This window comes from Listeria grandensis, from assembly GCF_014322885.1.
Lineage (GTDB): Bacteria > Bacillota > Bacilli > Lactobacillales > Listeriaceae > Listeria_A > Listeria_A grandensis.
Genome location: NZ_JAASUG010000008.1, coordinates 1 through 24544, shown reverse-complemented (window position 1 = coordinate 24544; position 24544 = coordinate 1). Strand labels below are relative to the sequence as shown.

Sequence of the window (24544 nt, the reverse complement as noted above, 5' to 3'; positions counted from 1 at the left end):
ATACAAACACCTCCTTCATTTCAGAGTCTCCTAGGTGATCCAATGAATTAGAATAGCCAGTCCTTATACTTAATCCTGCTTATCCTTAACAGTAGCTACTGACTCCTTTTGACGAGGTGACATCCGCACTTCCTGCTTTTGATGGGTCTCCTTTAGATAACTTAACTTTTCGTTTAACTATTTTGCTCAATGAATAAATGGACTCGCTGGAGAGTGACAGTGGCAATGCTTTTATCGCACATGCACTTAATGTGTATAGGATATGCTTATTTTGAGGATTTCGAATAGGGAGACATGCTGGTTTCTTTTTAATAACCTCTTTTATCCTATCTCTTGGTGTGGAGAACAATAAAAGATTTAAATATTGAATCGCTATATTTTCGTGAAACATTCTATATTCTTTTAGTGATGCTAGCTGTTTATCGCTCTTCTCTACTATTAGCTGCTCCAAATAATGATGTGCCTTATTCAAATTGTGCCACCACGAGGCATCTCCGCTTCTTGATTCGGACATAGTATTCTCTAAGCAATAACCATATAGAACATCCGGAATAATCGTAACTGTATTCACGTGCCTAAGATAACAAATATTAAAATATAAGTCCTCGGTATACTTATATGACTTATCAAACTGTAGTTTATGCTTTTTGATGATACTCATTTTATATATTTTATTCCAAGGTGCATTAAAAAAATTATTTTTAGGATTCATCCATACATAAATTTGCTCTAAAAACGTTCGTATATCTAGAACTTGCGTATGATTTAATTTCGTAAAATTGCTATTCACTTTTTTTCCAAGACTATACTTACTCTCATAGCCAAATATTAACCAATCTGTGTTCTTCAACTGCATTATTAGTTTATTTGGATCGTAATTTGGCAATAAATAATCATCTGCATCTATAAAGGACACAAATTCGGTTAGGACAAACTGGAGTCCATAATTTCTGGCTAACGCAGGTCCTCCATTTTCCTTCTTAAATATTCTAATATTCGATTGCGCTATATATTCGGCTAATACATCATCTGCATTATCTGTAGAGCCATCGTCAACGATTATTATATTCGCGTTTTTATCTGAGCTAAGTATCGAATCGATACACCGCTTAATATGTTTTTCTGCATTAAACATCGGGATAACATAACTGATACTACCTTTTATCATAACTAGCAATCTCACTTTCTATCGTTCGTGCCCACCGTCTCTATCTTGTTTAAAAGATTACCCATCCAAAATTATATTTGAGTGAGTAATAATCTATTTATGTACCTCTACTTGGACACATTTGAAGAAACGTCTATTCCTGAATTAATATCATTCTTTTTTCGTATAGTCTTTTATGGATTACATGGTCGCTCTGCTCTCATGCATATTGGGGCTGTAACTCTTTTTTTCGAACAGCCGGGATGGATTACATGCTCGCTTCGCTCTCATGCATATTGGGGCTGTAACTCATTTCATTCGAACAGCCCCAACAACGCTTGCCGTCGATTTGTTTGGGTGGTGTTTCAACTTCTACTCTGTGATTTTGCCTAAATTCCAAGTCAGCTTCCGTTGTTTTGTGTCCTTTTGGTTCGTTACTGCACTCGGATTGTAGATGAGCTCGTACGTTGCTGCTTTTTTATCTGCAATATAGTAAATCTCACCTTTTACTGTCTTTCCTGGTGCGATCATCGTGCCAAATTCGTTCATTTCACCGTAAAATTGGAGCTCTTTTCCGCCTTTACTTTTTAGGAAAAATGGTGCGGAGCTGATCCCTGTTTCTTCTTTACTGTTGTTTTTCGCGCTCACTGTTACTTTGACAAGTTGCTTGGTGTCTGTGTTAATGCTGTCATCTTGGATCGCTTCGAAGGTTTGGGGAGTGATAGCGATATCTTGCATGATTTTTTCTTCGTTTAGTTCGGACTTTGTTGTTTTCGTGTTTTCTACTGATTTTTGTGCTTGATCAGTTGCTTTGTTCTCCGCTTTATCCTGACTCGCTTTTTCTTCTGCCGAGCCACAACCTGCTAAACCTAATGTTGTCGCGAGTAGAGACAGTGTTACTATCATTTTTTTCATCATTAAAAATTCCTTTCTAAAAGCAATCCACCCAGCGCTTGTCTAGGTGGATTATTTGTCATTCGTCTTATTGTACTTCTACTGTTATGCGTTTTAGTTCAAATCCAGCTTTAGAGTAGCCGACTAATTCGACTTTTTTGCTGTTGGCATTTACAAAACCTAATGCATACATAGAAAATTCGCCGTCTTTTACCATAACATTATTTAGTAATTCGCCATCTACTACTAATTTAACTTTTTCAATGTCCTCTGATACTGTTCCTGTTAGTAAATCATCACCTAATTTGTAAGGGTTGTATGTTAGTTCTGAGTTTTTTGAGGCGTCATCTAGTGTAACGGAAACTTCTTTTAATACTACGTCTTCGTCATTGAATGCGATAATTTTCACGTCGTCCTCTACTGATTGCACGTAACTATTTGTGTAAATTTCATATTTGCCGTCTTTCGGTGCTACTTGGTTCACAGTTTTGCCGTTCACTTGAAGTTTGATTTTCTTCACGTCATCACTTACTGTTCCTGAAATCAATTCATCTTGATTGATTGTGAATGCATTTGCTTCTAAGCTTGTTGGTGTTTTTACGTTATTGACAGGTGTTTCTTTGATGACTTTTCCATCAGTATCTAGACCTTTCACAACGATTTTGTCGGTGAAGTTCTTGATGTATTGACGTGCGTAGATTTTATACTTGCCTTCACCATCGTTGTTAGCATCTATCGTTTGGTAGTCATGATCGTTGACAAAGACTTTGATTTTTTTGATGTCGCGAGAATGTGTGCCGGTAACATATTCGTCATGGGCGTCAAAATTATAGTCATTCCCTGTTAGTTCTGTCACGACTGCTTCTACATTTGCTGTGATACGCTCGCTTGTTTTGTCTTCGTAATTCTTTTGGTGTCCTGTGATTTCAACAGCTACTTTGTCTGTTTTTTCAAGTGGTGTTTTTAGTGTAAACTCGTAGTCGCTCTTTGCTTTTGCTTCGTTTGTAGCTACTTTTTGGTCATTGATGTACAGGTCTATTGTGTAGTTACGTCCGAATTCTTCATCTTGTGCTGGTACTTGGCCAGTTACTTTTAGCTCGCCTTCTGTTAACGTAGAGATAGTTGGGTTTTCTACTTTCCAATCTTCCCAACCTGTTTTGTCGGATACGATTTTAGCTGTTTCTTCGCTTGATTTATCTTCTTCTTTGTCCTCATGACCGATGACAGTTGCTTTTACTTCATCGCCAAACACTAGGTCCTTGTCTAAAACGATACGGTATTCGCCGCCGTCAAAGGAGAAGGCTTTTTTACCGACTTCTTGGCCATTTACTGTTACGTTTACTTCATAGTTTCTACCGTTAAATTTATTTTGGGCTGGTACAAGTCCTGAGATTTCGCGGTCTCCGTGTGTCACATCGTTTAGGATGGCTGGTTTGACTTCCCATTTGTTCCAATCGGCTTGCTCGTCTTTGTTTTCTTTTACAATAGTTGCCGCTTGTTGACTTGATTTATCTTCCTCATTTGCCTCGTGACCAATGATATATGCCTCTACTTTGTCGCCTTTTGTTAGGTTGGCTCCGAAAATCGGGGCATTGTAAACGCCTTTTTCGACATCATCTTGTGTGTAAACTTCTTTGCCATTTACTTTAACTGCTAGGCTATATGTGCGTCCATTTTGGTAGTTCTGCTCAGGAATAATACCTGTAATCATTGTTTCACCGTCATAAGCATCAGAAATTGTTGGCTCTACGACAGTCCAATCTTGCCAAGGTGTACTATCTTCACCGACTGTGAACTTCGTTTCTTTTGATTTATTAATATCCATGAGTGCATTCTCGTGTGCTTCTTTTTCCGTAGCGATAACAGTAGCACCGACAACATCACCATCTTTTAGGTAGCTTCCGAAATCATATTCCCAGCTTCCGTCTTCTTTCAGTTGTACATCGTTTTTGTAATCCACGCCATTCACAGTTAGTGCAATAGAGAAATCGGCGTCATGACGGTTATCCATATTTTGCACGGTTTTACCTTTGAATTTGTGGTTGTCTGATGTTTCTAGTGTCGTTGGGTCGACTTTGTTTTCTGCCCAGCTGTCTTCTGGAATTCCTAGTAATATCGAGCTTGCATCGCCCCATGACCAGTTTATCGCTAAGTCGTTCGGTCTGCTGACCATGTTAAACTTGTAGTTTTGCTTATTTTCTACTAGACGACCTGTTTCCTTACTCCATTTTCCTAGATCGATATACATATTTACATTTTGATATTGGGTCACTGATATTGCATATGTTGGTGTCAAAATGATGAATTCTTGCTTTTTCTCGTCGTAATACGCTTCATCATAACCAGGGAATAAACCTGTATCCTTTTCAAGTAGTTTCTTCATTGTGATTTGGTCATTTCCTAATATTCCCACTCGATCAACAGTCCCCGAAATGTAGTCTTTCCAGTTAGGTGTTGAGAAAAATGGTAGTGCAATCTCTGGGTCAATTTTAATCGTTGTTCTCGTTTGAACACCCAGACCCATCGCAATCAATGCCTTCGATGCTGTTTTCACATTCACAATACCATTCTCATCTTGCAAAGCCTCGAATTTATTAGAAAATCCTGTTCCACCACTGATATACGGCGTTGCAGCTTGCTTTCCATTCACTTGCTTATTGCCCTCTTGTTTTTTGCTCGGTTCAATAACCTGTGCTTCTTGAACTTTCCGCTCCGAACCTGTTGCCACCTCTTCTGCATTTGCAACTGTCGGTAAAGTCATCATTACTACTGCACTCATAGCAGCAGCTTTCTTCAAAAATACGCGCTTACTTTGATTCATTATTTTCTCCTTTTGATGTGTAATTATTATTTTAATCAAATCCTTCGCGAGAGCTCAGACGCCCACAGCAAATTGTTTTGATGTAAAATTCTTCAATTTGTTTTCCTGACTTGTCAAAACTGATGACATATAAAAGTCTATACTATATTCAAATCACAATCCTATCAATTAATGCAGATAGTTACGCATTTATTGACTGTAAAATGATGGGTTGAAGCCATTTATTCCGATTGGACAACGATACTTTTCCTAGCAAGTTGAGACAATACGCAATGAAAATATTTTGGATTGGCGTACATGTGATCTAAATAATAGTCTTTCCTCGCCGTGAATAACATGATATCTGTTAACGCGATGATCTCGTATACATTGGCCTTTATAGGATCTGGCCATTCTATCAAGTTCTCAACACCCACTAAATCGTACTGATCTAAAAATGCCAACCTATGATCCCCATTCTCATGACAAAACCGCATAATCGCTTGTCCTTTCATGATGCAACCAATAACCTCTTTATCCTTCGCATTACAATATACTACTTCCCCTTGCTTCCAATGCTCCATTTTTGTGTACATACTTTTCAGATAGTGATCTTCCGTTAAAAACTGAACTAATTTTTCCAATTAACCCACCTCGCATATCCTAAAAATAAGCCGTTATTCTCAATAATTTTTCCAGTATGCTGTTAATCCTTCATAAACGTTATACCTTGGCTCGAATCCAAGCTGCCTTAATTTCTCAATTCCTGCCACAGATGCATGAATATCACCCTGCCTCGCCTCTTCGTACATTGTTTCTATCGTATTGCCAGTAATATCTTGATATTGATCAATTAACTCGTTTAATGAGGTTTCCTGCCCTGTTCCAATGTTATAAACCTCGCCTTTCGACTTTTCATGATGAGCGATCAATACTAAAGCATCAATGACATCTTTAATAAAAACAAAGTCGCGTGTCTGATTGCCATTCCCGTACACAGTAAATCTTCCCTGCTCCTCTGTTGAAAATGCTTTTGTCAAAATCGAAATGACACCTGAATACGGCGACTCTGGGTTTTGCCGCATACCGTATACATTGAAAAAACGAACGGCACTCGTATTTAAACCATACAACGCATTGTATGCCAACACGTATTGCTCAGATGCTAATTTATCAATCGCGTAAGGTGTCAAGGGCTTCACTGGTGAAAATTCCGTTTTCGGCAATGTTTTTTCATCTCCAAACACCGCTGCCGAAGACGCAAATACAAATCTTTTCACTGGGTGCTTTTGATTTCTAGCATGTTCTAGCAAGGAGACCGTTGCCTTAAAGTTCGTTTCTAATGTTTCATGCGGCCTTTCAACTGACTCTGCAACACTCGCAATAGCTGCTAAATGATAAATATAATCAAATTCATATGTTGTAAAGAGGTAGGTTAACATTTCGTTATCCGTGATATCGCCTTCGTAAACCGTAATATCGCTATGTGGCTGAACATTCTCTCTCCTCCCTGTAGATAGATTGTCCACAATAACAACTTTACTTTCTGCAGCTATTCTGTGGGCTAAATGGGAGCCGATAAAGCCTAGCCCCCCTGTTATTAAAACCGTTGACATGATTAGTTACCTCTTTCATTATTTTCTGTAATCAAAAGGACGGTACTTATACCTCAGATCCTTTTGAGAATTTGATCGTTCGATGATTTCATCTCTAAAATAAAGCACTACACCTGACTTGTTTATGCGTTGAATTTTATTGCGATTAACAAGCGAGTAAAAACTTTGCTTCGATATTTGTAGTATATTAATCGCTTCTGTGGTTGATACAAAATAGTCATCAAGAAATTGTAATTTTACTTCCTTCGATAAATTAGCCTTCACGTCTCTTCCATCCTTTTATCTTTTGACGGTTTTTTTCGAAAACTACGGATAATATAATATAAAATCTCATCATTTCTCATGAGCAGGAGCGCTATATAGCTCCCTATACCTACGAAACACTGGATCACTAACGTGTAAAACGCTGGCCCAGAGTATACATACGGTACGGCAAAAATACATGCCATCATGATAAAACTATAGGTTACATATGGCATCATGATAAGGATCATCTGCTTCACATGGAGTAAATCTCTTATAAAATATATTTGGATGCTAACAATAACTAAATTCCCTACTAAAAAGGATAATGCGGTTCCTTCGCTGGCTAGTACAGTCACAATGTACAAATTAAAACCAAAACTCATCGCGGAACCGATGATTCCCGAATAAGCGTACGCTTTATTTTGACCGCGAATCACCATAATCTGCGTTCCAAATAAATCACTCATCGCGGCTAAAAATAACGACAGGATCAGCACAATAATAACTGGCACCACCGGCATAAAATCAATACCTAAGAAAACATGGATAAGCGCATCAGAAACAGCTACAACGCCCAAACATACTGGTAACACCGAGGCGCAAATATAGCGAAAGAAAAACGTAAGCATACTACGAAACTGCTCCCTATCGCCGACCTCATAATAGTGGACGAGTCGAGGCATTAAAACAGCAGACAAGGCTTGGACAAACAACAAACCAATCGTATATAACTTATACGCCTGATTATAATATCCGACCTCCACCTCCCCTTGCACTGCCCCGAGCACAACACGATTCACAGATATATAAACCATGGTCGAAACCGGAATCACCGCCAATATCAAAATAGGTCTCAGATGTTTTTTCAAGCTTGCTTTTTGTACACTAAACCCGCCTAATTCACGAATGAGAAAGAACCAAATATAGACTTGCCCTAGCAATAATAAAAAACAATTCATAAATACATAGAGCCAAAGGTCTTCCTCTGATTTCACGAACAGGAAAATACTAGATATTGTCACCATTCGGATTAAAATCGTACGCACCATTATTTTCCTCAGCTCACCTCGTGCAATAAAATACCAGGAGATGTCGAATCCATAGGCGATAATCATAAATCCATACGTATAAAACACACTACTACCCTCGAAAAAAAGCGTAACGAGCAATAAATACAGCAATAGCATCGTCACCATCGCAATAAACTGGATTCCAAAAACACCACCAAATTCACTTTTAAGCGCTTTTTTATGTGCCTTAGTATCATTACGATTCGATTCCGCTTGAAATTGACTGTCCACAGAAGCAATGACCTTCTTGCCGTAGCTTGCTATTCCCAGCATGACAAACACTAAAAACATTTGTACAAAAGAATTCGCATAAGCATCTTCCCCAATTTTTTCTGGTCCCAAAACTCGAACTACATAAGGTGTTGTCAGCAATGGTGTGATGACCATGAAAAACTGATAAAGCATCATGAAAATATAATTTATTTTTTGCTTACTCATTTTACTGACCAAGCTTCTTCACGAGCGACTTCTCATAAACCGTCAGAACTTGCTTCGCGAGCGACTCCCAGTTTAGTTGATCCTCGATGTCTTTTTTTCCATTGGCGCCGTATAATGCTCGTTTCGCAGGGTCCGAAAGTAGCTGTTCCAAGCCTTCTGCAACTGCCTCACTTGATTTCGGCAAAATGGTAATGCCTGTGATACCGTTCCTTACTATATCCGGATTACCTCCGATTTCTGTCGCGACAATAGGTTTTTCACATGCCATTGCCTCTAACACAGAAATGCTGCAGCCCTCTTCCAAAGACGTTTGCAGAAAAATATCGCCCGTGTTTACGACGGAAAGAATATCCGTATTTTTAATCCTACCGAGAAAATGAACTCTTGGATTATATCCAGTACTAGCACCAATTTTTTTCTCAAAATACTGCAGTTCTGGTCCATCGCCTGCTAAAAAAAAGCTCAGTTTATCATGTTTTTGAAGCAAGTCAGGAATGGCATCGATTAAATAACCCATCCCCTTCTCCTCAGACATCCGGTTTGTTGTTACGACAACTGTATGATCATTCGGAATACCATATTCTAGCCTGGTCTTTTGCCTAAGCTCTTGATCGGGATAAAAACTTGCTGGATCAACGCCATTTGGAATCCTTGTCACGCCGGTTTCAGGAAAAACAGCACGACTCATTTCTTCGATTTCATAGCTTGGGGAAATGATGTGGTCCGTGTAAGGAATCATCTTTTGTAATTTAGCAAACTGTCCGGCTCGATACATTTCACGAAACCAGACAAAATGGTTCGTGTGGACAATCGCGCCACTTGGAAATTGGATATTTCGCATCACCTTGGAATCTTTGTTCAGCGTGTGCCAGTGAATGATGTCAATCGCCTCAATCGCTATCAACTGCTTGATAATTCTCCGCGTCCGCCTTACATATTCCAAATCCTGAACCTTCTTAATCGGCGAAAATGGCACTCGAATCACGCGCAAGCCATCCAGTGTTTCTTCCTTGGTTTGCACACCAAATCCATCATATTTTGTAAGCACGATCACCTCATGTCCTTCTTTTAAAAGTTGCTTACTAAGCTCATACACATACGCGGCAACACCTCCAATATTCGGTAAAAAATCACTCGATAGCATTAAAATTCGTTGTTTTTGAGTCGTCATCATTAAACCGATCCTTTCCCCGCTATAACCAGCCAAACCGTCTTAAAGAAAATCACAACGTCTAGCATCGCTGTCTTTTTTTCAATGTATTCTAAATCCAACCGTATTTTTTCACCATTATTAATATCGCTTCTGCCATTAATTTGCGCCCAACCAGTAATACCCGGCTTCACCATCAGACGCTTCTTCTGCTCTTTTGAATAACACGACGTAATTGGCACAATCTCTGGACGCGGACCAATCAATGACATATTCCCAAGTAGCACATTCACAAATTGTGGCAACTCGTCAATACTAAATTTACGAATAAAATTTCCTACTTTCGTCACACGCGCATCTTGCTCCCCCGTATTTTTAAACACAAATGTATCAGGAACACCGTTATCCCAAACGTAATCATGCGCCGTAGTGCTCGCCGTGCTCATTCCCATCGACCTAAATTTATAAATCGTAAACGGCACATCATTTTCACCACTACGTTCTTGTTTAAAAATAATTGCTCCCCCGTCTTCTAATTTAATCGCAATAGCTACTAGCAAAAATATCGGCGAGAGGAGCACGATTGCAATCAATGACACAATCATATCCACCGCACGTTTACTACCATAATAACTATCTCTTGCTAGCCTACTTGATATTGCATTTAGCATAATAGTTCCTCTCCCTTCACTTAGATAATCCTACTAATTCTTCTTGATATCGCTGCACTTTCGGACGGCCAATCGAAACATAATGTACCTCTTCTAGCGCCGCCATTTCGGCCACATCAAAGCAATTACGTCCATCATAAATGTGCACAGACCTCATCTTTTCGCTAAAGTCACTTGGCGCCACTGACATGATTTCTGGCCACTCTGTAAAAATAAAACAGATTTCTGCATCTGATATCGCTGCTAACGCCGAATCTGCGTAAGCTACTCGATCTTGAAAAATGGATCGGGCATTTTCCATTCCAACTGGATCGTATACCGTCACATCTGCGCCCGCTTTTATCAGCTCAAAAATATTCCAAATCGCCGGCGACTCACGCAAATCATCTGTTCCCGGTTTAAACGTCAACCCAAGTACGGATACCCGTCTCCCTACCAAGCTACCAAAATCCTGTTTCGCCTGATGAAGCAACTTATAAATTTGGTCTTGATTCACATCAATCGTTGCTTTCACGGTTCGTAAATCATAGCCAACATCTTCCGCCAAACGGTACAGCGCTTTAGTATCCTTAGGAAAACAAGAACCGCCATAACCCACACCGGCATTCAAAAACTGCTTCCCAATCCGCGGATCAAGCCCCATGCCTTGTGTTACACCATCAATATTCGCGCCTAGTTTTTCGCATAGATTGGCGATATCATTAATAAACGAAATTTTTAATGCTAGGAAGTCATTCGAAGCGTACTTGATCATTTCAGCGCTAACCAAATCGGTCACCACAACTGGTTGCTTAAACCCAGAATAGATCGCACGCATTCTCATCTCCGCCTGTTTTGTCTCGACACCAAGCACAATCCGAGCACCATGTAGCGTATCATTGACCGCCGTCCCTTGTGACAAAAACTCAGGTGCCGAAACAATCTCCAATGCATTTTCCACATCACGGCGGTCATTTATAAAGGCCTTGACTTGTTGGTTGGTCCCCACTGGCACCGTTGATTTCATTACGATCAGCGTATCTTTTTTGGCATAGTTCGCAATATCTTCTGCCACCTCATAAATGTATGTTAAACTCGCAGAACCATCCGCCTGTTCTGGCGTCCCCACACAAATAAAAATCACATCTGCTTCTCGGTACGCCCGTGTCATATCCGTTGTAAAATGTAGCGTTCCGCGGTCGATGTTTTGCTGTATCATCGCCTCCAAACCTGGCTCGTAAATCGGTGAGACGCCTTCTTTTAATTGCGTGATTTTGGATTCGCTAATATCCGCACATACAACCGTTTTTCCAGTCTGCGCTAGGCTCGTCCCAGTCACTAAACCAACGTATCCAACGCCGGCCATCACTATTTTTTCCATTGCTTTACACCCTTTCCTAAAAAATTCGCTTTTTCGTCGCGTTCATCATGTAGCCAATCATGCAGTAAGTCGCATACCATACCGGTAGGCTCATTGCTTCTCGGTACATTCGCCAATTGGCGCGTATCATTTTCCATTTATTACTTGATAACGATCCTGAAGTACTCCGATAAAAGGCAGACGTCACTGGAATGCCGTGCGCGACATGCCCTTGTTTCAAAATGCCTAACCATGTTGCCGTATCTTGTCTCGATTTTAGTTTTGGCATCCTTACATCACCAATAACATGCCGATCGAGTAGCACCGTGAGACAACCGATAATCGTATTTCGCAGTAATGCATGATAGGTAATCGTCTCTGGCACTCGAATAACTTTCCTCATGTTGCCCGATTCATCCACACTCTGATACGCCGTAAACGTAAAGCCGACACTCCGCTCTGCCATATACGAAACTTGCATACTAAGCTTGCCTCTATCCCAAAAATCATCACTATCTAAAAAAGCAATATATTGTCCACGTGCCGCTTCCAAACCCCGGTTTCTCGCCATCGCAGCACCTTCATTTCCTAGAGATGCCATTGCCAAAATCCTGCCATCACGCCTGACATTTTTATCAATAATTTCGCGACTTCCATCCTTGGAACCATCATCAATGATAATCAGCTCCCAATCCTCGTAAGTTTGCTGTAATACACTGTCAATCGCTTCTTGGAGATGTACTTCCGCGTTATAACAAGGCATAATCACACTGACTAAATCATCCTTCCACCGCTTTGTTTCCAATGCCTTGCTCCTTCCTCAACGCTTTCAATAAATCATTCGTTCGCTTCTGTTGCCCATTTTTATTCACATGATACACAGAGTTATAAAAATATTCCGAATCATACATATACGAACTAGCGTTACCAATCACACTAAAATTCTGCTTTAAAAACCCTTCCAGATGCTCAAAAAACGGCTCCGTCTCGTACGCTGCAAAATACACGGTATCAGGATATGTAATGTACAGTTTAATGTCATGAAACTCACAATACTTTTTCAAAGCCAACAAATACGCCGTGACCTCACCCTCTGCGAAATCCGCAAACTGCAACGGCACATTTTTATGCGGCGGAAGCTCGCTCCCCATCACATTCCGATAAAACCCCGACGGACTCATATCAAAAAACTTCTCCTCAAAACGCCTATTTAATACAACGTTTTTCATCATGTAATAGGCCCGCTCTTTCCAAGAGAACCGACGAAGCTGCTCGCGGTCATACATCCGGAAGTACTCATACGCAAAAACATCATACATTGGCCGGGCGTACAAACCATATGCCAGAGACAATACGAGTGTGTCACCACTTCTCAAACACTCTTTGGCTCGATCCATAATAAATGCTGCGCCAAAACCAATATTAGAACCTAAGTTAACCGCTGGAGTCCCTAGATGTTCACTCAAAAAATCCGTATCAAAGCTGTATAGAACCTCACTACCGCCTGCGATCACAATTTTATTTTCCGTAATACCATTCGCATACGTCTGCTTTGCCATCAGCATTTGCCGTAAAATCTCGATCCGGCGTGATTGATAAAACCGACTGTATAACGCAATCACACCATAGCAAACCACACCTAACACAAATGCTCCAATTAGAATTCCCATTTACCGTCCCTCCTCCAAAAAGCTTGATTACATACAATCGCTAGCACCAATCCTAACGCAATCCATAAAAACCGAATCTCGATAATCGTACTAATACCCACCGATGCACTTAAAAATTCAGCCACAACCAAAACAGGAATAACAGCGAAAAAGCCATTTTTCATATGCACCCACAGGTATTTCACACTCAAAATCAGGGCAATCACCACGACCGCGAATAAAAAGGACGACCATAAACCAATATTACCTACCGACTCCAAGATAAAGTTATGCGGTGCCCGATATGCATTGCTAAGTGTTCCATGCCCCATAATCGAATTATTCAGCGCAATGGGCACATTACCAACACCAATACCTAAGAAATGCGAATCACTGATAATCTGCATCGTTTTCTGATACATCATCATCCGCTCACTTGTCGAATTTCCTTTTTCCGTAAAAGCCGAAATAACATCCGTGAACAGACTACTATTTGCGGCTCCAAGCTGTAACACGTTGATCGATACAACCACGAGCAAACCGACAACCGAAGCAATCACGCCCCACACGCGGAACCAAAGAACTAGTAACAGCACAACCTCGACAATAAGCATAATCATCGACACACGCGAAAACGTATTAATGACTAGAAACCCGCTTATTCCAATTACCGCAGCGATGAACAAGTACTTCCCGCGCCAGCGCCACGTATGAATTCCCCACACAACTAGCGGCAAAAACATCACTAAAAATGCTCCAAAATCATTGTAATTGTATTGCAATCCCGCCGGCCGATATTTATGCCGTTCTTGCGTATATTCCAATACATTTCCAGATAAACTCATATGCCAACCCGTCAAAACCTCAATCATGCCAATGACCAAACAAAAACCATAGACGGCACTAATAAAATAGGTCACGATTGCTAAGTCCTTTTTCGAACGAACATGGTATAACGTAATCATCATCAAATATCCCGCTTCAAAAACAAAATACAAATAGCGAAACGTCGCGCTAATATAACTTGCCCAAAGCATCGAAGCCACATTACCAAAAAGCCAAAGCACGATTAAAATCACAATAACCTTCTCGATTTTGCTATATCCCAGCCGGTTTCGTGAAACGCTCCATAGAAACAGCGGCACATGCAGCAACAATAAAATCCGAAACAAGAAGATACTACTGTTACCTGAAAGCCCTAAATACGAGCCAAAGAAGGAGGTAATCACAATACCAATCCATAACATGTACTCTATTTTTTCCAAATCAAGTAAGAATATTAGCGGGATCAGCATGATACAAACCGCCATCAAAATTCCTATACTATTCAACATTGCCGCGGCGATACCTAAACCAAGCATCACAATAAAAACAATCATTTTCCAATACTTAACCACAGTCCACGCTCTTCTCTTCTAATAATAGCTATACGTTGACATCTCTCGTTTGCTTAACTTTTTATCGTTATAAATAGCGCCCAAAAACTTCTCATGTCTTGACTCAATCAATTGAATCGCGCGCATAATATCGGCTTTTTTCGTATTCGCCGCCTTAATAACCAAAATCACGCCATCACTTGCAGCACCAATGGTTCGCGAATCCGAAATCAGTAAAATCGGTGGGGTATCAAATAAAATCAAATCGTATTCCGCACGCACATCCTCCACAAAAGTTTGAAAATGAACCGAATTCAGTAATTTCGTGGGTGCTGGTGGCAATGGCCCAACAGGTAGAAAAGAAAGATTCTCGATCCCCGTCGTTTGAAGCACTTCCTGATAGGGAACAGCACCTGCTAACACCGAACTAAATCCCTGCTTATTGGTTTGCTGAAATGACTTACTAAGCCGAGGATTGTGCATATCCGCATCAATAATCAATACCCGCTTGCCCTGCATCGCATAAACCGCCGCCAAATTCATCGATGTAAACGTCTTTCCTTCTCCTTTATGCGCCGAGGTCACTGTAATAACTTGCGCCTTATTATTGGAAAACTGAATGCTCGACTGAATCGAATTCAACTTTTCAAAAAAGACAGATCGTACTTCCGTCACCGGTAACTTGTCCCATTCCAGCCCATTCTGCTCATTACTTTTTAGTCGTCTCATGTCCTTTTCCTCCTTCCCTAACATGCGGAATATCACCAAGCACATCGACTCCCATTTCACTTAGCTGCTCTTCTTTCGTCACGATTGTGTCAAGAAGTATTGCTATAATGAGGAAACTAATACTTAAAATAACCCCAATAATAAACGCGATAATATACTTACTGACATTTGAAATCGCAACTCCAAGCTCACCAGACATGATCGTTGTAACCTTTGTTCCCTTCACCAAAGCTTTTAGTTCCTCCGACGCATATTTGGCAATCGTATTCACCACTAGCGCGCTTTCTTTCGGATTTCCGGACTTATAGCTAATGCTGTAAACCAATGATTTTTCGTCCACATTCACCGTTGTTTTGTTCCGAATAGTGTCAATGGCTTCCTTCGACTTCGTTTCTTTTGCGACATTTCTCATTACTTTGGGACTTTGGATCAGCTTCGCGTAAGTGTCTGTCAAACCTTGCGTCATCAATAACGATTCATAGGTTTGTGAAGCCGCCCCATTGGCATTTACCGTGACAAAAAGCTGAACGTCCGACGTATATTGCTTCGGTATAAAATAGGAGTACAAAACAAAAACAGCCAATAATAATGCGAATGGAATGGCAATAATCCACAGAATATTCTTTTTAGCAACGCTCCAAATATCTTTAAAACTTAATGTGTGCATGAAAAAGCACCTTTCCTTATTTATTTTTTCCCTATGTCCTGGTACAGTTGAATAAGTTTCTTCTCCTCATGGCCCCAATTATACTTATGCTCAAAATAATAACGTCCGTTTTGGCCCATCTGTCTCACTTCACGCGGATTCTCTAATAATCGTAACGTTGCTTTCCCAACCTCCTCAGGATTTAGCGGGTTCACACAAACGCCTGCATTCGTCTCATTTATCAACGCTTGCCAATCAGGGAAATCAGAAGCAAGCACCGCCGTATTGGCTGCCATGTATTCATATAACTTCGTTGCGAGTGAATTTAGATAATTAGGCAACGGATGAAGCAAGCACAAACCAATATCCGCTGTATGCAATTCCTGCCACATCATGTCATATGGAATCAAACCTTTCCAGATAACCTGTTCCTCTAACTGATTAAGATGGATGAATTGCGCCATTTTCGCCGATAACCCCTCCGACATATTTCCAATGAGCACCAATTCGAATGGATCATTCCAGTGTTGTTTTAAGTAATTCGCCAAATGAAGCATTTCCATCAATCCACGAGCTTCTGTGATGTCACCAACGTATACCAATTTTTTCAAATCTCCCTCCGTTGCTCCTTGTGCCGGCTGGTATGTCGGAAAATTATAGGTATCAATCTGCGGACAATCAAGAAAAGGATAATCTACTTTATAAGAACTCTCCGCAAAAATAACAGCATCCATGCGCGTTAAAAGACGCCTCTCCAAATTTCTGATGAGTTTAGAAAGTGGCATTCTAGCTCTTTGCCAAATCCATGGCTTCGATTGAATCGCTTTTGGAAAATTTTCATACATGTCAAAAATAAAAATCGCATCTTTTTTTCGCCGACGCAGCAACATAGCGACAAATAACAACTCCGGATCATTGAAATGAAAGTAGTCCGCTTTCGAATTTGCTGCCATCTTATAAACCGTCCACCAATTAAGTGGTCTCAAATATCTATTTTTCTTAGGCAACGTTTGTAACTGTATATTGGCAAGCGCATCTGTATTTCCACCTTGCTCAATCGCTATTAACTCTACTTTAAAATTATTATATGCTAAAGATTTGGCCGTTTTATGGTATAATCTGGTTCCATTCCAATGATGGACACTGCTGCATAAAAACACATTTTCTACATTCATGATTATCCTTCCTCTTTCATAATTACGACGTGCTACACACTCGAATTCTATAGATTTTTCGTACCAAAAATGGGGAATAAATCTTACATGAGTTAGTGTAATATAATCTAGAATCTCAATCTGTTCAAAAAAAGAAGGCCGAAATGCAGTTTTTGATAAAAGACTTGATCAGCATCTGCAAATAGGTTAATCACAGTGCTTAATAAGTCTATACATATTCCAAAACAGGAACCTCACTCTGTATTTTTTGGAAAACATGTAGTAAGATACTATACATTACGTATCTGTAAATCATTTCAAGTCACAGCTAACTAACATAAGTACATCATTGTCTTTAGCATTCTTCATATAGAAAAAGGAGGAACATTTGAATGAAAAACTGCCTATCCAAACAGCACTTGCGCCAACTCAAAATCATCAACTTACTCCATGAAAATAAAAACATGACATTAGATAAGATAAGTTATACGCTAGGTTTTAATAGCCGAACCTTACGCAAAGACATCGAGCAAATTAACAGCTATGCCGCACCAATTGAGATCCTATCCTCTAAAAACGGGTTTTATCTATACATCCCGATGAACTACAATATTGATCATATATATGCCTCGATCCTGAAAGACAGTACTGAATTTTCACTTATCGAAGAAATTTTCTTTAATGAAAATCATTCTATTGACTCGCTATCCGAAAAACTATTTATCAGTAGTTCTACACTCCGCAGAACCATCTCTCATTTAAATAAAGTGCTGAAAAAAAAGAAAATCAAAGTCAACTCCCAGCCACTCATATTGGTGGGCGATGAATCCGAAATTTGTAGCCTGATGATTCATCTCATCGAAGAAAAGTATGGAATCGCCGACATCCCTTTTCCTAAAATACAAGTTGGTGCACTCGATAAAATCCTTACTTGGGTCGCAAAAGCCAATAAGCAAAGAATGGATTTTTGCGAATTAAACCGACTGAGACTTTGGATCATGATCATTCTCACACGAGTCAGGAATGGCCATATCCAAACAACTGAAGCTAATTTCCCAGCAGATGTAGACACCTCACTACTCAAAAATAAAGTGTTAACCGGACTGTTTAAATCTGTTTTTAAAATTGAATTGACTGAAGAAGTCGCCTATAGTTTATTCGGTATGTTTATTAAAAATAAGTTCGCATTTAACTATGAACACCTCGAAGAATTAATAGCTCACGATGATTCTGTCAGGGTGCTGGCAGAGCGAAATTTACAATTGCTTGAGGCCCTAGCCACCAAGCTCGAGATTCCGATTGAGAATAAAGAACACATTCTCATTAATATTTATAATATCGCTGTCCTTGCTACTAACCTTGAGAGTGAGAGCTATATTCTATACAATACACATCGCGCTCTAGTCGACCGAATCACAAATCAACATCCCTATTTTATAGATACATTAAATGAGACGATCAAACAGGTTTTCAAGAATTCCAAATACACTACTAATAAATTAGATTCGCTTGCCTATATGTTACTCACACATTGGCGCAATCTTGCCATACATCTACAAACAAGGACTCCTAGCATTGATGTTGGCATTCTTTTAGACACGGATATCGAGCATATGGCACTTATCCGCGATGAACTTCACGCCCGATTTAGCAATAAATTCAACCTTTCTATCACCGAAGAATTCACCCTCTCCGCCTTCAAGAAAAAAGCTTCTATTTATGACGTTATCGTCACAAACATCCCTGGACTTTCTTTCAAAAATTCTCCAATGGTCGTCTGCATCTCGATGTTCCCAACACCACTGGATATTAAAAACTTACACAACTGCTATGACAAAATCACCAGTACTTCTAATAAATAAAACAAGGCCAGCCAAGTCTGCGAAGAAACTATAAATAAAGCAAAAATCGCCTCGCCCATTATATTGGGTAAGACGATTTTTGCTTTATTTTGGCTATCTCCCAAACTCGGCTTATTTTCTAGTTTGTAAATAGGCTCGCATTCCAAAGGTTGATAGAATAATTCCTATCATCATAAACCATTGCATACCGCTATCTCCTGTTGTCGGTAACGCTGGCTGTTTACTCGGCTTTTCTGATGTATTTGTTCCTCCTGGTGTATTTGGCTCTTTCGGTATACTCGGTTTTTCTGGCTTACTTGGTTCTTCCGGTACACTCGGTTCTAATGGTGTGATTGGTTCCTCCGGTATATTCGGCTCTATTCGTTCATTATATTTGGTCAACTCAATCATTTGGGCAACATTTTCTTGGTTAACTTCAAAGGCAAGCTCGTCTTCGTCTATACGATAACCCTCTTGTGCCTTGATTTCTTTGAACATATACTCTCCCCAGTCCAAATCACCGACTAATATCTGTCCTTTTTCATCGGTAACTAGGTGATCTTCAACCACGTGACCTTGCTTATCTAGTAGTTGGAATTCCACACCTTCTAGAGCTTCTTTTGTTTTGCTATCTTTTTTAGTTAGCACGACAGAGCCTTTCATTCGACTATTTTCAAAAGTAACGGTGATCGTTTTTTCCTCTCCGCTAACAATTTGGATCACTCGTTTCGCGTTATCTATGACATAGCCTTCTGGTGCTTCTACTTCTTCTAACGTATACTCACCAGGAGTTAAATGCTCAAAACGTAAGTTGCCCGTTGCATCTGTTGTCCCAGATTGTACACCGTTTTCCGACGTGAGGGTGAATTTCGCGTTAGCGAGTTTTTCTTTGGACTCAGCATCACGTTTTTCGACTTGAATAACGCCAGTATTATTGCGCTTATTTTTGACGACTAATGAAATGGTATCTTCATTATCTGCTTCAACCACAACTGGAATCGGTGTCTTATCCAGTATATAGCCTTCTGGCGCCGCGGTTTCAACTGCTTCATACGCTCCCGGAACTACATCTTTAAAAATCAGTTGCCCAGACGCGTCCGTTACGCCTTCACGAACAACTTCTCCGTCCTTATTTAGCAGTTGGAATGTTGCCCCAGCCAACAACTTATTCGCATCATCTTGATCTACTTTTTGAATCAAAATGGCATTGCTGACCCGTTTGGTCGCGACCGTATTCGAATCATACTGCTCATTATCTAGTTCGATCTCACTTTTATTTGTCACTGTGTCGCCTACAGCCACACCAGACGCATCTACTTCAAACACGACCTCACCCTTGGTACCTAATTCCATATCTTTTTTGGCGGTAAAGATAAGCGTCTGCCCTTCTTGTCTCACATCAAATAATTCCATGCCTGATATCATCTTGCTGTATTTCAGGCGACTATCCAAGGTGTCCGTAAATACCTGCCCTGCTTTGATCGTTCCTATAATCGATCTTAGCGTCAGCGTATATGCAAGCGTCGTGTCATCACCAATTAATAACTCCTTATTCACTGACTTTGTCAATGCTTTATTGAAGTTTGTATTGCTATCTGGGCGTACCAATACGCTGTCTGAAACTTCACCAACGTCTGTACTCGTCATCGTTGCTGTGTTTTTGTAAACCTCTTTATTGGTCTCCATGTTCACACGATATTCAATCAAGAAACTATCTGTCTTCGTTAAATTTTTAAAATTCACTTCCAGTCGTTGCGTTGTCTCATCAAAGAAAATAGCATCACGATACTGGCTCGTGACATACTTCCGCGAACCATCTGCCGCTACTTCCACAATACGGATGCCCTTCACAGTTGTAGCATCGGTTGCTTCAATATTTGGCGTCTCGACCGGGTCTTGCTCCACCGATAAACCATCAGGAATCTGATCAGTTATCGTCACATCGCCTAACTCAAAACTACGATCTGCATTCACCGCTAAATGAAATATATTATATTTGGAATCATCTTCTTCCAAAATACCAATCCCATTCGAGTCAACAGCAGACTTCCACCATTTCTCAAAGGGTGCAGGATTTCCACCTTCTTCGACTTTCACACGCAACGTCTGCGAGTCTGACTTTCCATTATACGCGACATTAAATGTTTGTTCTGGTTTTATTTCCGTTCCTGGTCGCAATAACGGTGCTTGAAATGCTAATTGAAAAGAAGCAGACCATGCAGCACCTTCGTTATAGCTAGAATCAGGCTTTACAAAAACCGCAATACTATCAGGATCATCTGTTGCTGGGTTTTCCATATGATCAAATATAAAAGCGTCCGAATGAATGTTAGAAAGGTCTCCTGACGAGAAAATCTCTCGAGGAATGGTTACTTTGACGAGACCATTCTCATCTGCAATCGTATTCGCATCCGCACTAAGCGTCACTTTCAAATTGACCTGACCGTTACTGATGATCGGGTCTTCATACGCCTTAAGCGCAATATCAAAATTTCCTTGATCCACGCTTGCTTGTCCTACAACTCCTGGAAGTAACATACTTCCAAACAGAACTAACACTGTCATTAAACTAATTAATCTTTTCATCTTGTATTTACCGCTCCTTAGTAAAGGGTGCCCCGGCTTAATCGAAAAATTCAGCTTACGCTAGAACTGGTAAATAGTTTAGCAAATCAACTATATGAACGCTACTAACTCTATTTTCATATTTAAATGATATTTCCAAAGTATCTAGGTAACCAATTTTTCTATAAACCTTTACACCATAAAGTATAAAATTTCCTAGATTCATTGTTCTTCACTCACTTATTGTTCCATAATGAGAGCCAATAAGACAGATTTAATACATACCAAATCATCTTATCAACTCCCTCCTGACCTATAAATTATTACTTAACAACGGCTTCTATTTCGTTTGTTGTGTAATCACCTGATAGCGAACCGAAAATGGGATCTTCAATAATATCCCATAGTGATGAAGCAAAAACTAACGTACTGGAGAACTGATAGCCAGAAGCTGCACCATCAATCTGGATGTTCGGGTATTTTTTTAAAATTTTACCAAAATCAAGCACAATATCTGCTCTGTACTTGCCTTGCGTCGTAAAGAAAGACTGCGGAAACGAAACGACAATACGGTCTGAATAGATTTTTAAATCATTGGGTGTTATTTTTTTCGTACCGTATGGCGTGGAAATTTCACCTGAAACCGCAGCTAAAAACTCATCGTGTAGGGTGATATGCTTAAATTGGCTCGGCATTTTAATTAATAGATTGGCATTGTCAAAATCCTCAACACCTAAGCTTTTCCCTTCGTAATGCAGTGTCGCTTTACCGGAATTATTCACACCGGGAATATATTTAGCAAGTGAACCTTCTAAGGAACTCTCCGCCAAAATATGCACTACATCTGTGGAACTACCTGTGTTTGCTGCTTGTGCCGATGCTACAATACCATCTACTTGTAATGCGCCGAGTCCGAGCATTGCTGCTAAGCCTGCCGCTACAACGTGACGTTTGCCCATCCTTTTCCACTCTCCTTATTTTCTAATCGCTGCTGTTTCTTCACTTATCCATCTACCTTCTTTTGAACCAATCAAGTTGCAATCAATCATTGCATCTTCTGTAAGAACCGCTACAAATGAGTAACCTGAAGGATTTTCATCGATTGGAATATTAGGATATTTGTCCAAGATCGCACCGTAATCGATAGATAAGTCTGCTGTAAATTTAGCACCAAAAATATAGCTTGCTCGCGGATTTTTTAAGACAATACGGTCAGCATAAATCGTAATATCTCCTGCCGTATACTCATGCGTTGCCGCGCCCATTCCTGTTGGGTAAGTGATGCTTCCTTTGATTGCTCGTTTGAACTCATCTTGCAATGCTACATACTTGAATTCATCTGGTAATTTAACAACAAGGTTTGATTTATCGAATAAGCCGATAGCTACTGTCGACTTAGCTGTGTAGTGCTGAGCTATATTACCAGATTTTGGAACACCTTGAATGTATGGAGTCATTCTTCCCTCCAACTCCCCGCTCGCGAGCAAGCTCATACCATACGTTCCCACTTCACTTCTTGGAGCATGGTTTTCTTGTGCTGAAACTTCCCCTGGGTGTGTTAAAAATAATGATCCTACCATCGCTAATGTTCCTAATCCTAATACATACTTCTTCATCTGTCTCCTCTTTCCTGAGCCCTCTAGCGGACTTTCTTTTTATTTATTTTGTAATGTCTACTGTTGTTCGCATAAGTTCGAACCCCAATTTTGAAAATGAAACGACTTCTACTTTATCGCTACTGTTTTTGATAAAACCAAGTGCATAAACGGAATATTTGCCGTCTTTTACGAACGCATGGTTCACCGTTTCACCGTTAACGACTAAATTCACTTTATTCGCGCCACCCGTTGCAGTCCCTGTGAGTAGTTCTTCACCAATTTGATAAGGTTCTGTGGTTAGTTCCGTCCCATCCATGATGTATTTAACGTCTACTTGAACTTCTTTAATGAGTACACCTTCTTCGTTGTAGGCACAAACGGACACGACATCTTTTTCACTTGTAATTAAACCTTGCGCATAAAGAGAATATTCGCCGTCTTTCGTGTTGATTTGATTGACAATCTTGCCATTTACTTTTAATTTGACTTGTTTTACATCACTACTTGCCGTTCCTGTAATACTTTCATCAAGCGTCATAATAAATGTGCTAGCCGTTAGCTCTGTCTTCGATTTCACGATGTTCACTTTCGCCTCTGCGATTACTTTGCCGTTCCTGTCCAACCCCTTAATAACAACTTCGTCACCAAAATCAGTAATGTACTGACGCGCATAAATTTTATATTTTCCTCTACCTGCATTGTTCGTTGATGCTGTCATGCGATCTCGGCCATTCACGAATACTTTTACTTTCACGATATCTTGTGAATGTTTACCAAAAACATACTCATCATGATTGTCAAAATTATAGTCATTTGCGGTTAGTATTGTCTCAATTTTCTTGATGATTACGTCTGTTTTAGCAACTACTTTGCCAGATGCATCAAGGCCGTAAATCTCGACTTTTTGATTCGGATCTGTAATGAATTCACCGGCCCAAATCGTGTAGTTTTCACCGCTTGTTCCTGTGGTATTTTGAACTACGCCGTCCACAACTAGCTGTACTTTTACAATGTTGGCAGAGTTTGTTCCCGTAATGTAGTCTTCGTACATTTCGTATTCATCCGCGGTTAAAAGGTATACTTCCTTTTGAATCACTGTGACCTTGATGATTTTCGTCGTGGTGTTGCCGTCTGAATCTGTAACGGAATATTCCACTTCATATACACCCGGTACGTTCGGATTAACCTCATTCTTGAGAATCTTGATGTCTTTGGTTATATCGCCATCTTCTGCGTCTTGTGCCGTCACACCTGCCTTCGGATCAAACGTATCACCAACTTCGATGGTTTTATCTTCCGCATTAATAACTGGTTTCTCATTCGACGTCACCGTCACTTTGATCGTCTTCTTCGTGGTGTTGCCATCTGAGTCCGTCACCGAGTATTCCACTTCATAGACGCCCGGCACATTCGGATTAACTTCGTTTCGCACAATCTTGATGTCCGCCGTCAAGTCTCCATCCTCTGCGTCGTCCGCCGTCACGCCTTCCATCGGATCGAACGTTGCGCCAGCTTTGATCGTCTTGTCTTCCGCATGGATTACCGGCTTCTCATTCGACGTCACCGTCACTTTGATCGTCTTCTTCGTGGTGTTACCATCTGAGTCCGTCACCGA

Annotated in this window: 20 protein-coding genes; 1 reads left to right on the top strand and 19 read right to left on the bottom strand. The window is 40.3% G+C overall.

The window, feature by feature from the left end; translation table 11 throughout:
* Positions 1-85 precede the first annotated feature (85 nt).
* The 15 genes from HCJ54_RS11385 to HCJ54_RS11315 all read right to left on the bottom strand — a co-directional run bounded on the left by HCJ54_RS11385 (position 86) and on the right by HCJ54_RS11315 (position 16946).
* Positions 86-1168: a glycosyltransferase family 2 protein gene (locus tag HCJ54_RS11385; protein ID WP_187137716.1), complete on the bottom strand. Its 1083-nt coding sequence runs from the start codon at positions 1166-1168 to the stop codon at positions 86-88.
* A 351-nt stretch (positions 1169-1519) separates the two neighbouring features.
* Positions 1520-2065 carry a DUF4352 domain-containing protein gene (locus HCJ54_RS11380; RefSeq protein WP_187137715.1) on the bottom strand — a complete coding sequence of 182 codons (546 nt, stop codon included), beginning with the start codon at positions 2063-2065 and terminating at the stop codon, positions 1520-1522.
* 64 nt (positions 2066-2129) lie between these two features.
* Positions 2130-4862 (bottom strand): immunoglobulin-like domain-containing protein, encoded by a 2733-nt coding sequence (locus tag HCJ54_RS11375; protein WP_187137714.1) that lies wholly within the window; start codon positions 4860-4862, stop codon positions 2130-2132.
* A gap of 221 nt (positions 4863-5083) precedes the next feature.
* On the bottom strand, positions 5084-5485 hold the full coding sequence (locus HCJ54_RS11370) for a hypothetical protein (protein WP_187137713.1): 402 nt from the start codon (positions 5483-5485) through the stop codon (positions 5084-5086).
* A 39-nt stretch (positions 5486-5524) separates the two neighbouring features.
* Positions 5525-6457 (bottom strand): NAD-dependent epimerase/dehydratase family protein, encoded by a 933-nt coding sequence (locus tag HCJ54_RS11365; RefSeq protein ID WP_187137712.1) that lies wholly within the window; start codon positions 6455-6457, stop codon positions 5525-5527.
* Between the two features lie 260 nt (positions 6458-6717).
* Positions 6718-8211: an oligosaccharide flippase family protein gene (locus HCJ54_RS11360; protein ID WP_185411050.1), complete on the bottom strand. Its 1494-nt coding sequence runs from the start codon at positions 8209-8211 to the stop codon at positions 6718-6720.
* A gap of 1 nt (position 8212) precedes the next feature.
* Positions 8213-9385 carry a glycosyltransferase family 4 protein gene (locus HCJ54_RS11355; RefSeq protein ID WP_187137711.1) on the bottom strand — a complete coding sequence of 391 codons (1173 nt, stop codon included), beginning with the start codon at positions 9383-9385 and terminating at the stop codon, positions 8213-8215.
* Positions 9385-10032: a sugar transferase gene (locus HCJ54_RS11350; RefSeq protein ID WP_187137710.1), complete on the bottom strand. Its 648-nt coding sequence runs from the start codon at positions 10030-10032 to the stop codon at positions 9385-9387. Before HCJ54_RS11350 ends, HCJ54_RS11355 begins: the two co-directional genes overlap by 1 nt.
* 16 nt (positions 10033-10048) lie before the next feature.
* Positions 10049-11392 (bottom strand): UDP-glucose dehydrogenase family protein, encoded by a 1344-nt coding sequence (locus HCJ54_RS11345; protein ID WP_187137709.1) that lies wholly within the window; start codon positions 11390-11392, stop codon positions 10049-10051.
* A 16-nt stretch (positions 11393-11408) separates the two neighbouring features.
* Positions 11409-12176, bottom strand: a complete 768-nt coding sequence (locus tag HCJ54_RS11340; protein ID WP_244966945.1) for a glycosyltransferase family 2 protein — start codon at positions 12174-12176, stop codon at positions 11409-11411.
* Complete coding sequence (locus HCJ54_RS11335) at positions 12151-13041, bottom strand: hypothetical protein (RefSeq protein WP_187137708.1); 891 nt, start codon at positions 13039-13041, stop codon at positions 12151-12153. Before HCJ54_RS11335 ends, HCJ54_RS11340 begins: the two co-directional genes overlap by 26 nt.
* A complete protein-coding gene (locus HCJ54_RS15635; RefSeq protein ID WP_187137707.1) occupies positions 13029-14417 on the bottom strand; it encodes an O-antigen ligase family protein in 1389 nt (462 codons plus the stop codon). The genes HCJ54_RS11335 and HCJ54_RS15635 overlap by 13 nt, the downstream gene beginning before the upstream one ends.
* An 18-nt stretch (positions 14418-14435) precedes the next feature.
* Positions 14436-15125 (bottom strand): CpsD/CapB family tyrosine-protein kinase, encoded by a 690-nt coding sequence (locus HCJ54_RS11325; RefSeq protein WP_185526119.1) that lies wholly within the window; start codon positions 15123-15125, stop codon positions 14436-14438.
* Complete coding sequence (locus tag HCJ54_RS11320; protein ID WP_187137706.1) at positions 15106-15792, bottom strand: YveK family protein; 687 nt, start codon at positions 15790-15792, stop codon at positions 15106-15108. Before HCJ54_RS11320 ends, HCJ54_RS11325 begins: the two co-directional genes overlap by 20 nt.
* Before the next feature lie 20 nt (positions 15793-15812).
* Positions 15813-16946, bottom strand: a complete 1134-nt coding sequence (locus tag HCJ54_RS11315) for a glycosyltransferase (protein WP_187137705.1) — start codon at positions 16944-16946, stop codon at positions 15813-15815.
* Between the two features lie 371 nt (positions 16947-17317).
* Between HCJ54_RS11315 and HCJ54_RS11310 the strand changes: the two genes are divergently transcribed.
* Positions 17318-18787 (top strand): AcpB/EbpR/MafR family transcriptional regulator, encoded by a 1470-nt coding sequence (locus HCJ54_RS11310; protein WP_187137704.1) that lies wholly within the window; start codon positions 17318-17320, stop codon positions 18785-18787.
* A 111-nt stretch (positions 18788-18898) separates the two neighbouring features.
* Here the strand turns inward: HCJ54_RS11310 and HCJ54_RS11305 are convergent, their stop codons facing one another.
* The 4 genes from HCJ54_RS11305 to HCJ54_RS11290 all read right to left on the bottom strand — a co-directional run.
* Positions 18899-21352, bottom strand: a complete 2454-nt coding sequence (locus HCJ54_RS11305) for a SpaA isopeptide-forming pilin-related protein (RefSeq protein ID WP_187137703.1) — start codon at positions 21350-21352, stop codon at positions 18899-18901.
* 302 nt (positions 21353-21654) lie between these two features.
* Positions 21655-22290 (bottom strand): hypothetical protein, encoded by a 636-nt coding sequence (locus HCJ54_RS11300; RefSeq protein ID WP_185411072.1) that lies wholly within the window; start codon positions 22288-22290, stop codon positions 21655-21657.
* Between the two features lie 15 nt (positions 22291-22305).
* Positions 22306-22947: a hypothetical protein gene (locus HCJ54_RS11295; RefSeq protein ID WP_036066094.1), complete on the bottom strand. Its 642-nt coding sequence runs from the start codon at positions 22945-22947 to the stop codon at positions 22306-22308.
* Between the two features lie 43 nt (positions 22948-22990).
* A partial coding sequence (locus HCJ54_RS11290) for an immunoglobulin-like domain-containing protein (protein WP_187137702.1) occupies positions 22991-24544 on the bottom strand: 1554 nt, incomplete at its 5' end.

Coding starts and splice junctions, on each gene's coding strand:
- HCJ54_RS11380 (WP_187137715.1), bottom strand. CDS start 2,065: ATGATGAAAAAAATGATAGTAACACTGTCTCTACTCGCGACAACATTA.
- HCJ54_RS11325 (WP_185526119.1), bottom strand. CDS start 15,125: ATGAGACGACTAAAAAGTAATGAGCAGAATGGGCTGGAATGGGACAAG.
- HCJ54_RS11300 (WP_185411072.1), bottom strand. CDS start 22,290: ATGGGCAAACGTCACGTTGTAGCGGCAGGCTTAGCAGCAATGCTCGGA.
- HCJ54_RS11355 (WP_187137711.1), bottom strand. CDS start 9,385: ATGATGACGACTCAAAAACAACGAATTTTAATGCTATCGAGTGATTTT.
- HCJ54_RS11385 (WP_187137716.1), bottom strand. CDS start 1,168: ATGATAAAAGGTAGTATCAGTTATGTTATCCCGATGTTTAATGCAGAA.
- HCJ54_RS11365 (WP_187137712.1), bottom strand. CDS start 6,457: ATGTCAACGGTTTTAATAACAGGGGGGCTAGGCTTTATCGGCTCCCAT.
- HCJ54_RS11310 (WP_187137704.1), top strand. CDS start 17,318: ATGAAAAACTGCCTATCCAAACAGCACTTGCGCCAACTCAAAATCATC.
- HCJ54_RS11345 (WP_187137709.1), bottom strand. CDS start 11,392: ATGGAAAAAATAGTGATGGCCGGCGTTGGATACGTTGGTTTAGTGACT.
- HCJ54_RS11315 (WP_187137705.1), bottom strand. CDS start 16,946: ATGAATGTAGAAAATGTGTTTTTATGCAGCAGTGTCCATCATTGGAAT.
- HCJ54_RS11320 (WP_187137706.1), bottom strand. CDS start 15,792: ATGCACACATTAAGTTTTAAAGATATTTGGAGCGTTGCTAAAAAGAAT.
- HCJ54_RS11375 (WP_187137714.1), bottom strand. CDS start 4,862: ATGAATCAAAGTAAGCGCGTATTTTTGAAGAAAGCTGCTGCTATGAGT.
- HCJ54_RS11350 (WP_187137710.1), bottom strand. CDS start 10,032: ATGCTAAATGCAATATCAAGTAGGCTAGCAAGAGATAGTTATTATGGT.
- HCJ54_RS11305 (WP_187137703.1), bottom strand. CDS start 21,352: ATGAAAAGATTAATTAGTTTAATGACAGTGTTAGTTCTGTTTGGAAGT.
- HCJ54_RS11295 (WP_036066094.1), bottom strand. CDS start 22,947: ATGAAGAAGTATGTATTAGGATTAGGAACATTAGCGATGGTAGGATCA.
- HCJ54_RS11360 (WP_185411050.1), bottom strand. CDS start 8,211: ATGAGTAAGCAAAAAATAAATTATATTTTCATGATGCTTTATCAGTTT.
- HCJ54_RS11335 (WP_187137708.1), bottom strand. CDS start 13,041: ATGGGAATTCTAATTGGAGCATTTGTGTTAGGTGTGGTTTGCTATGGT.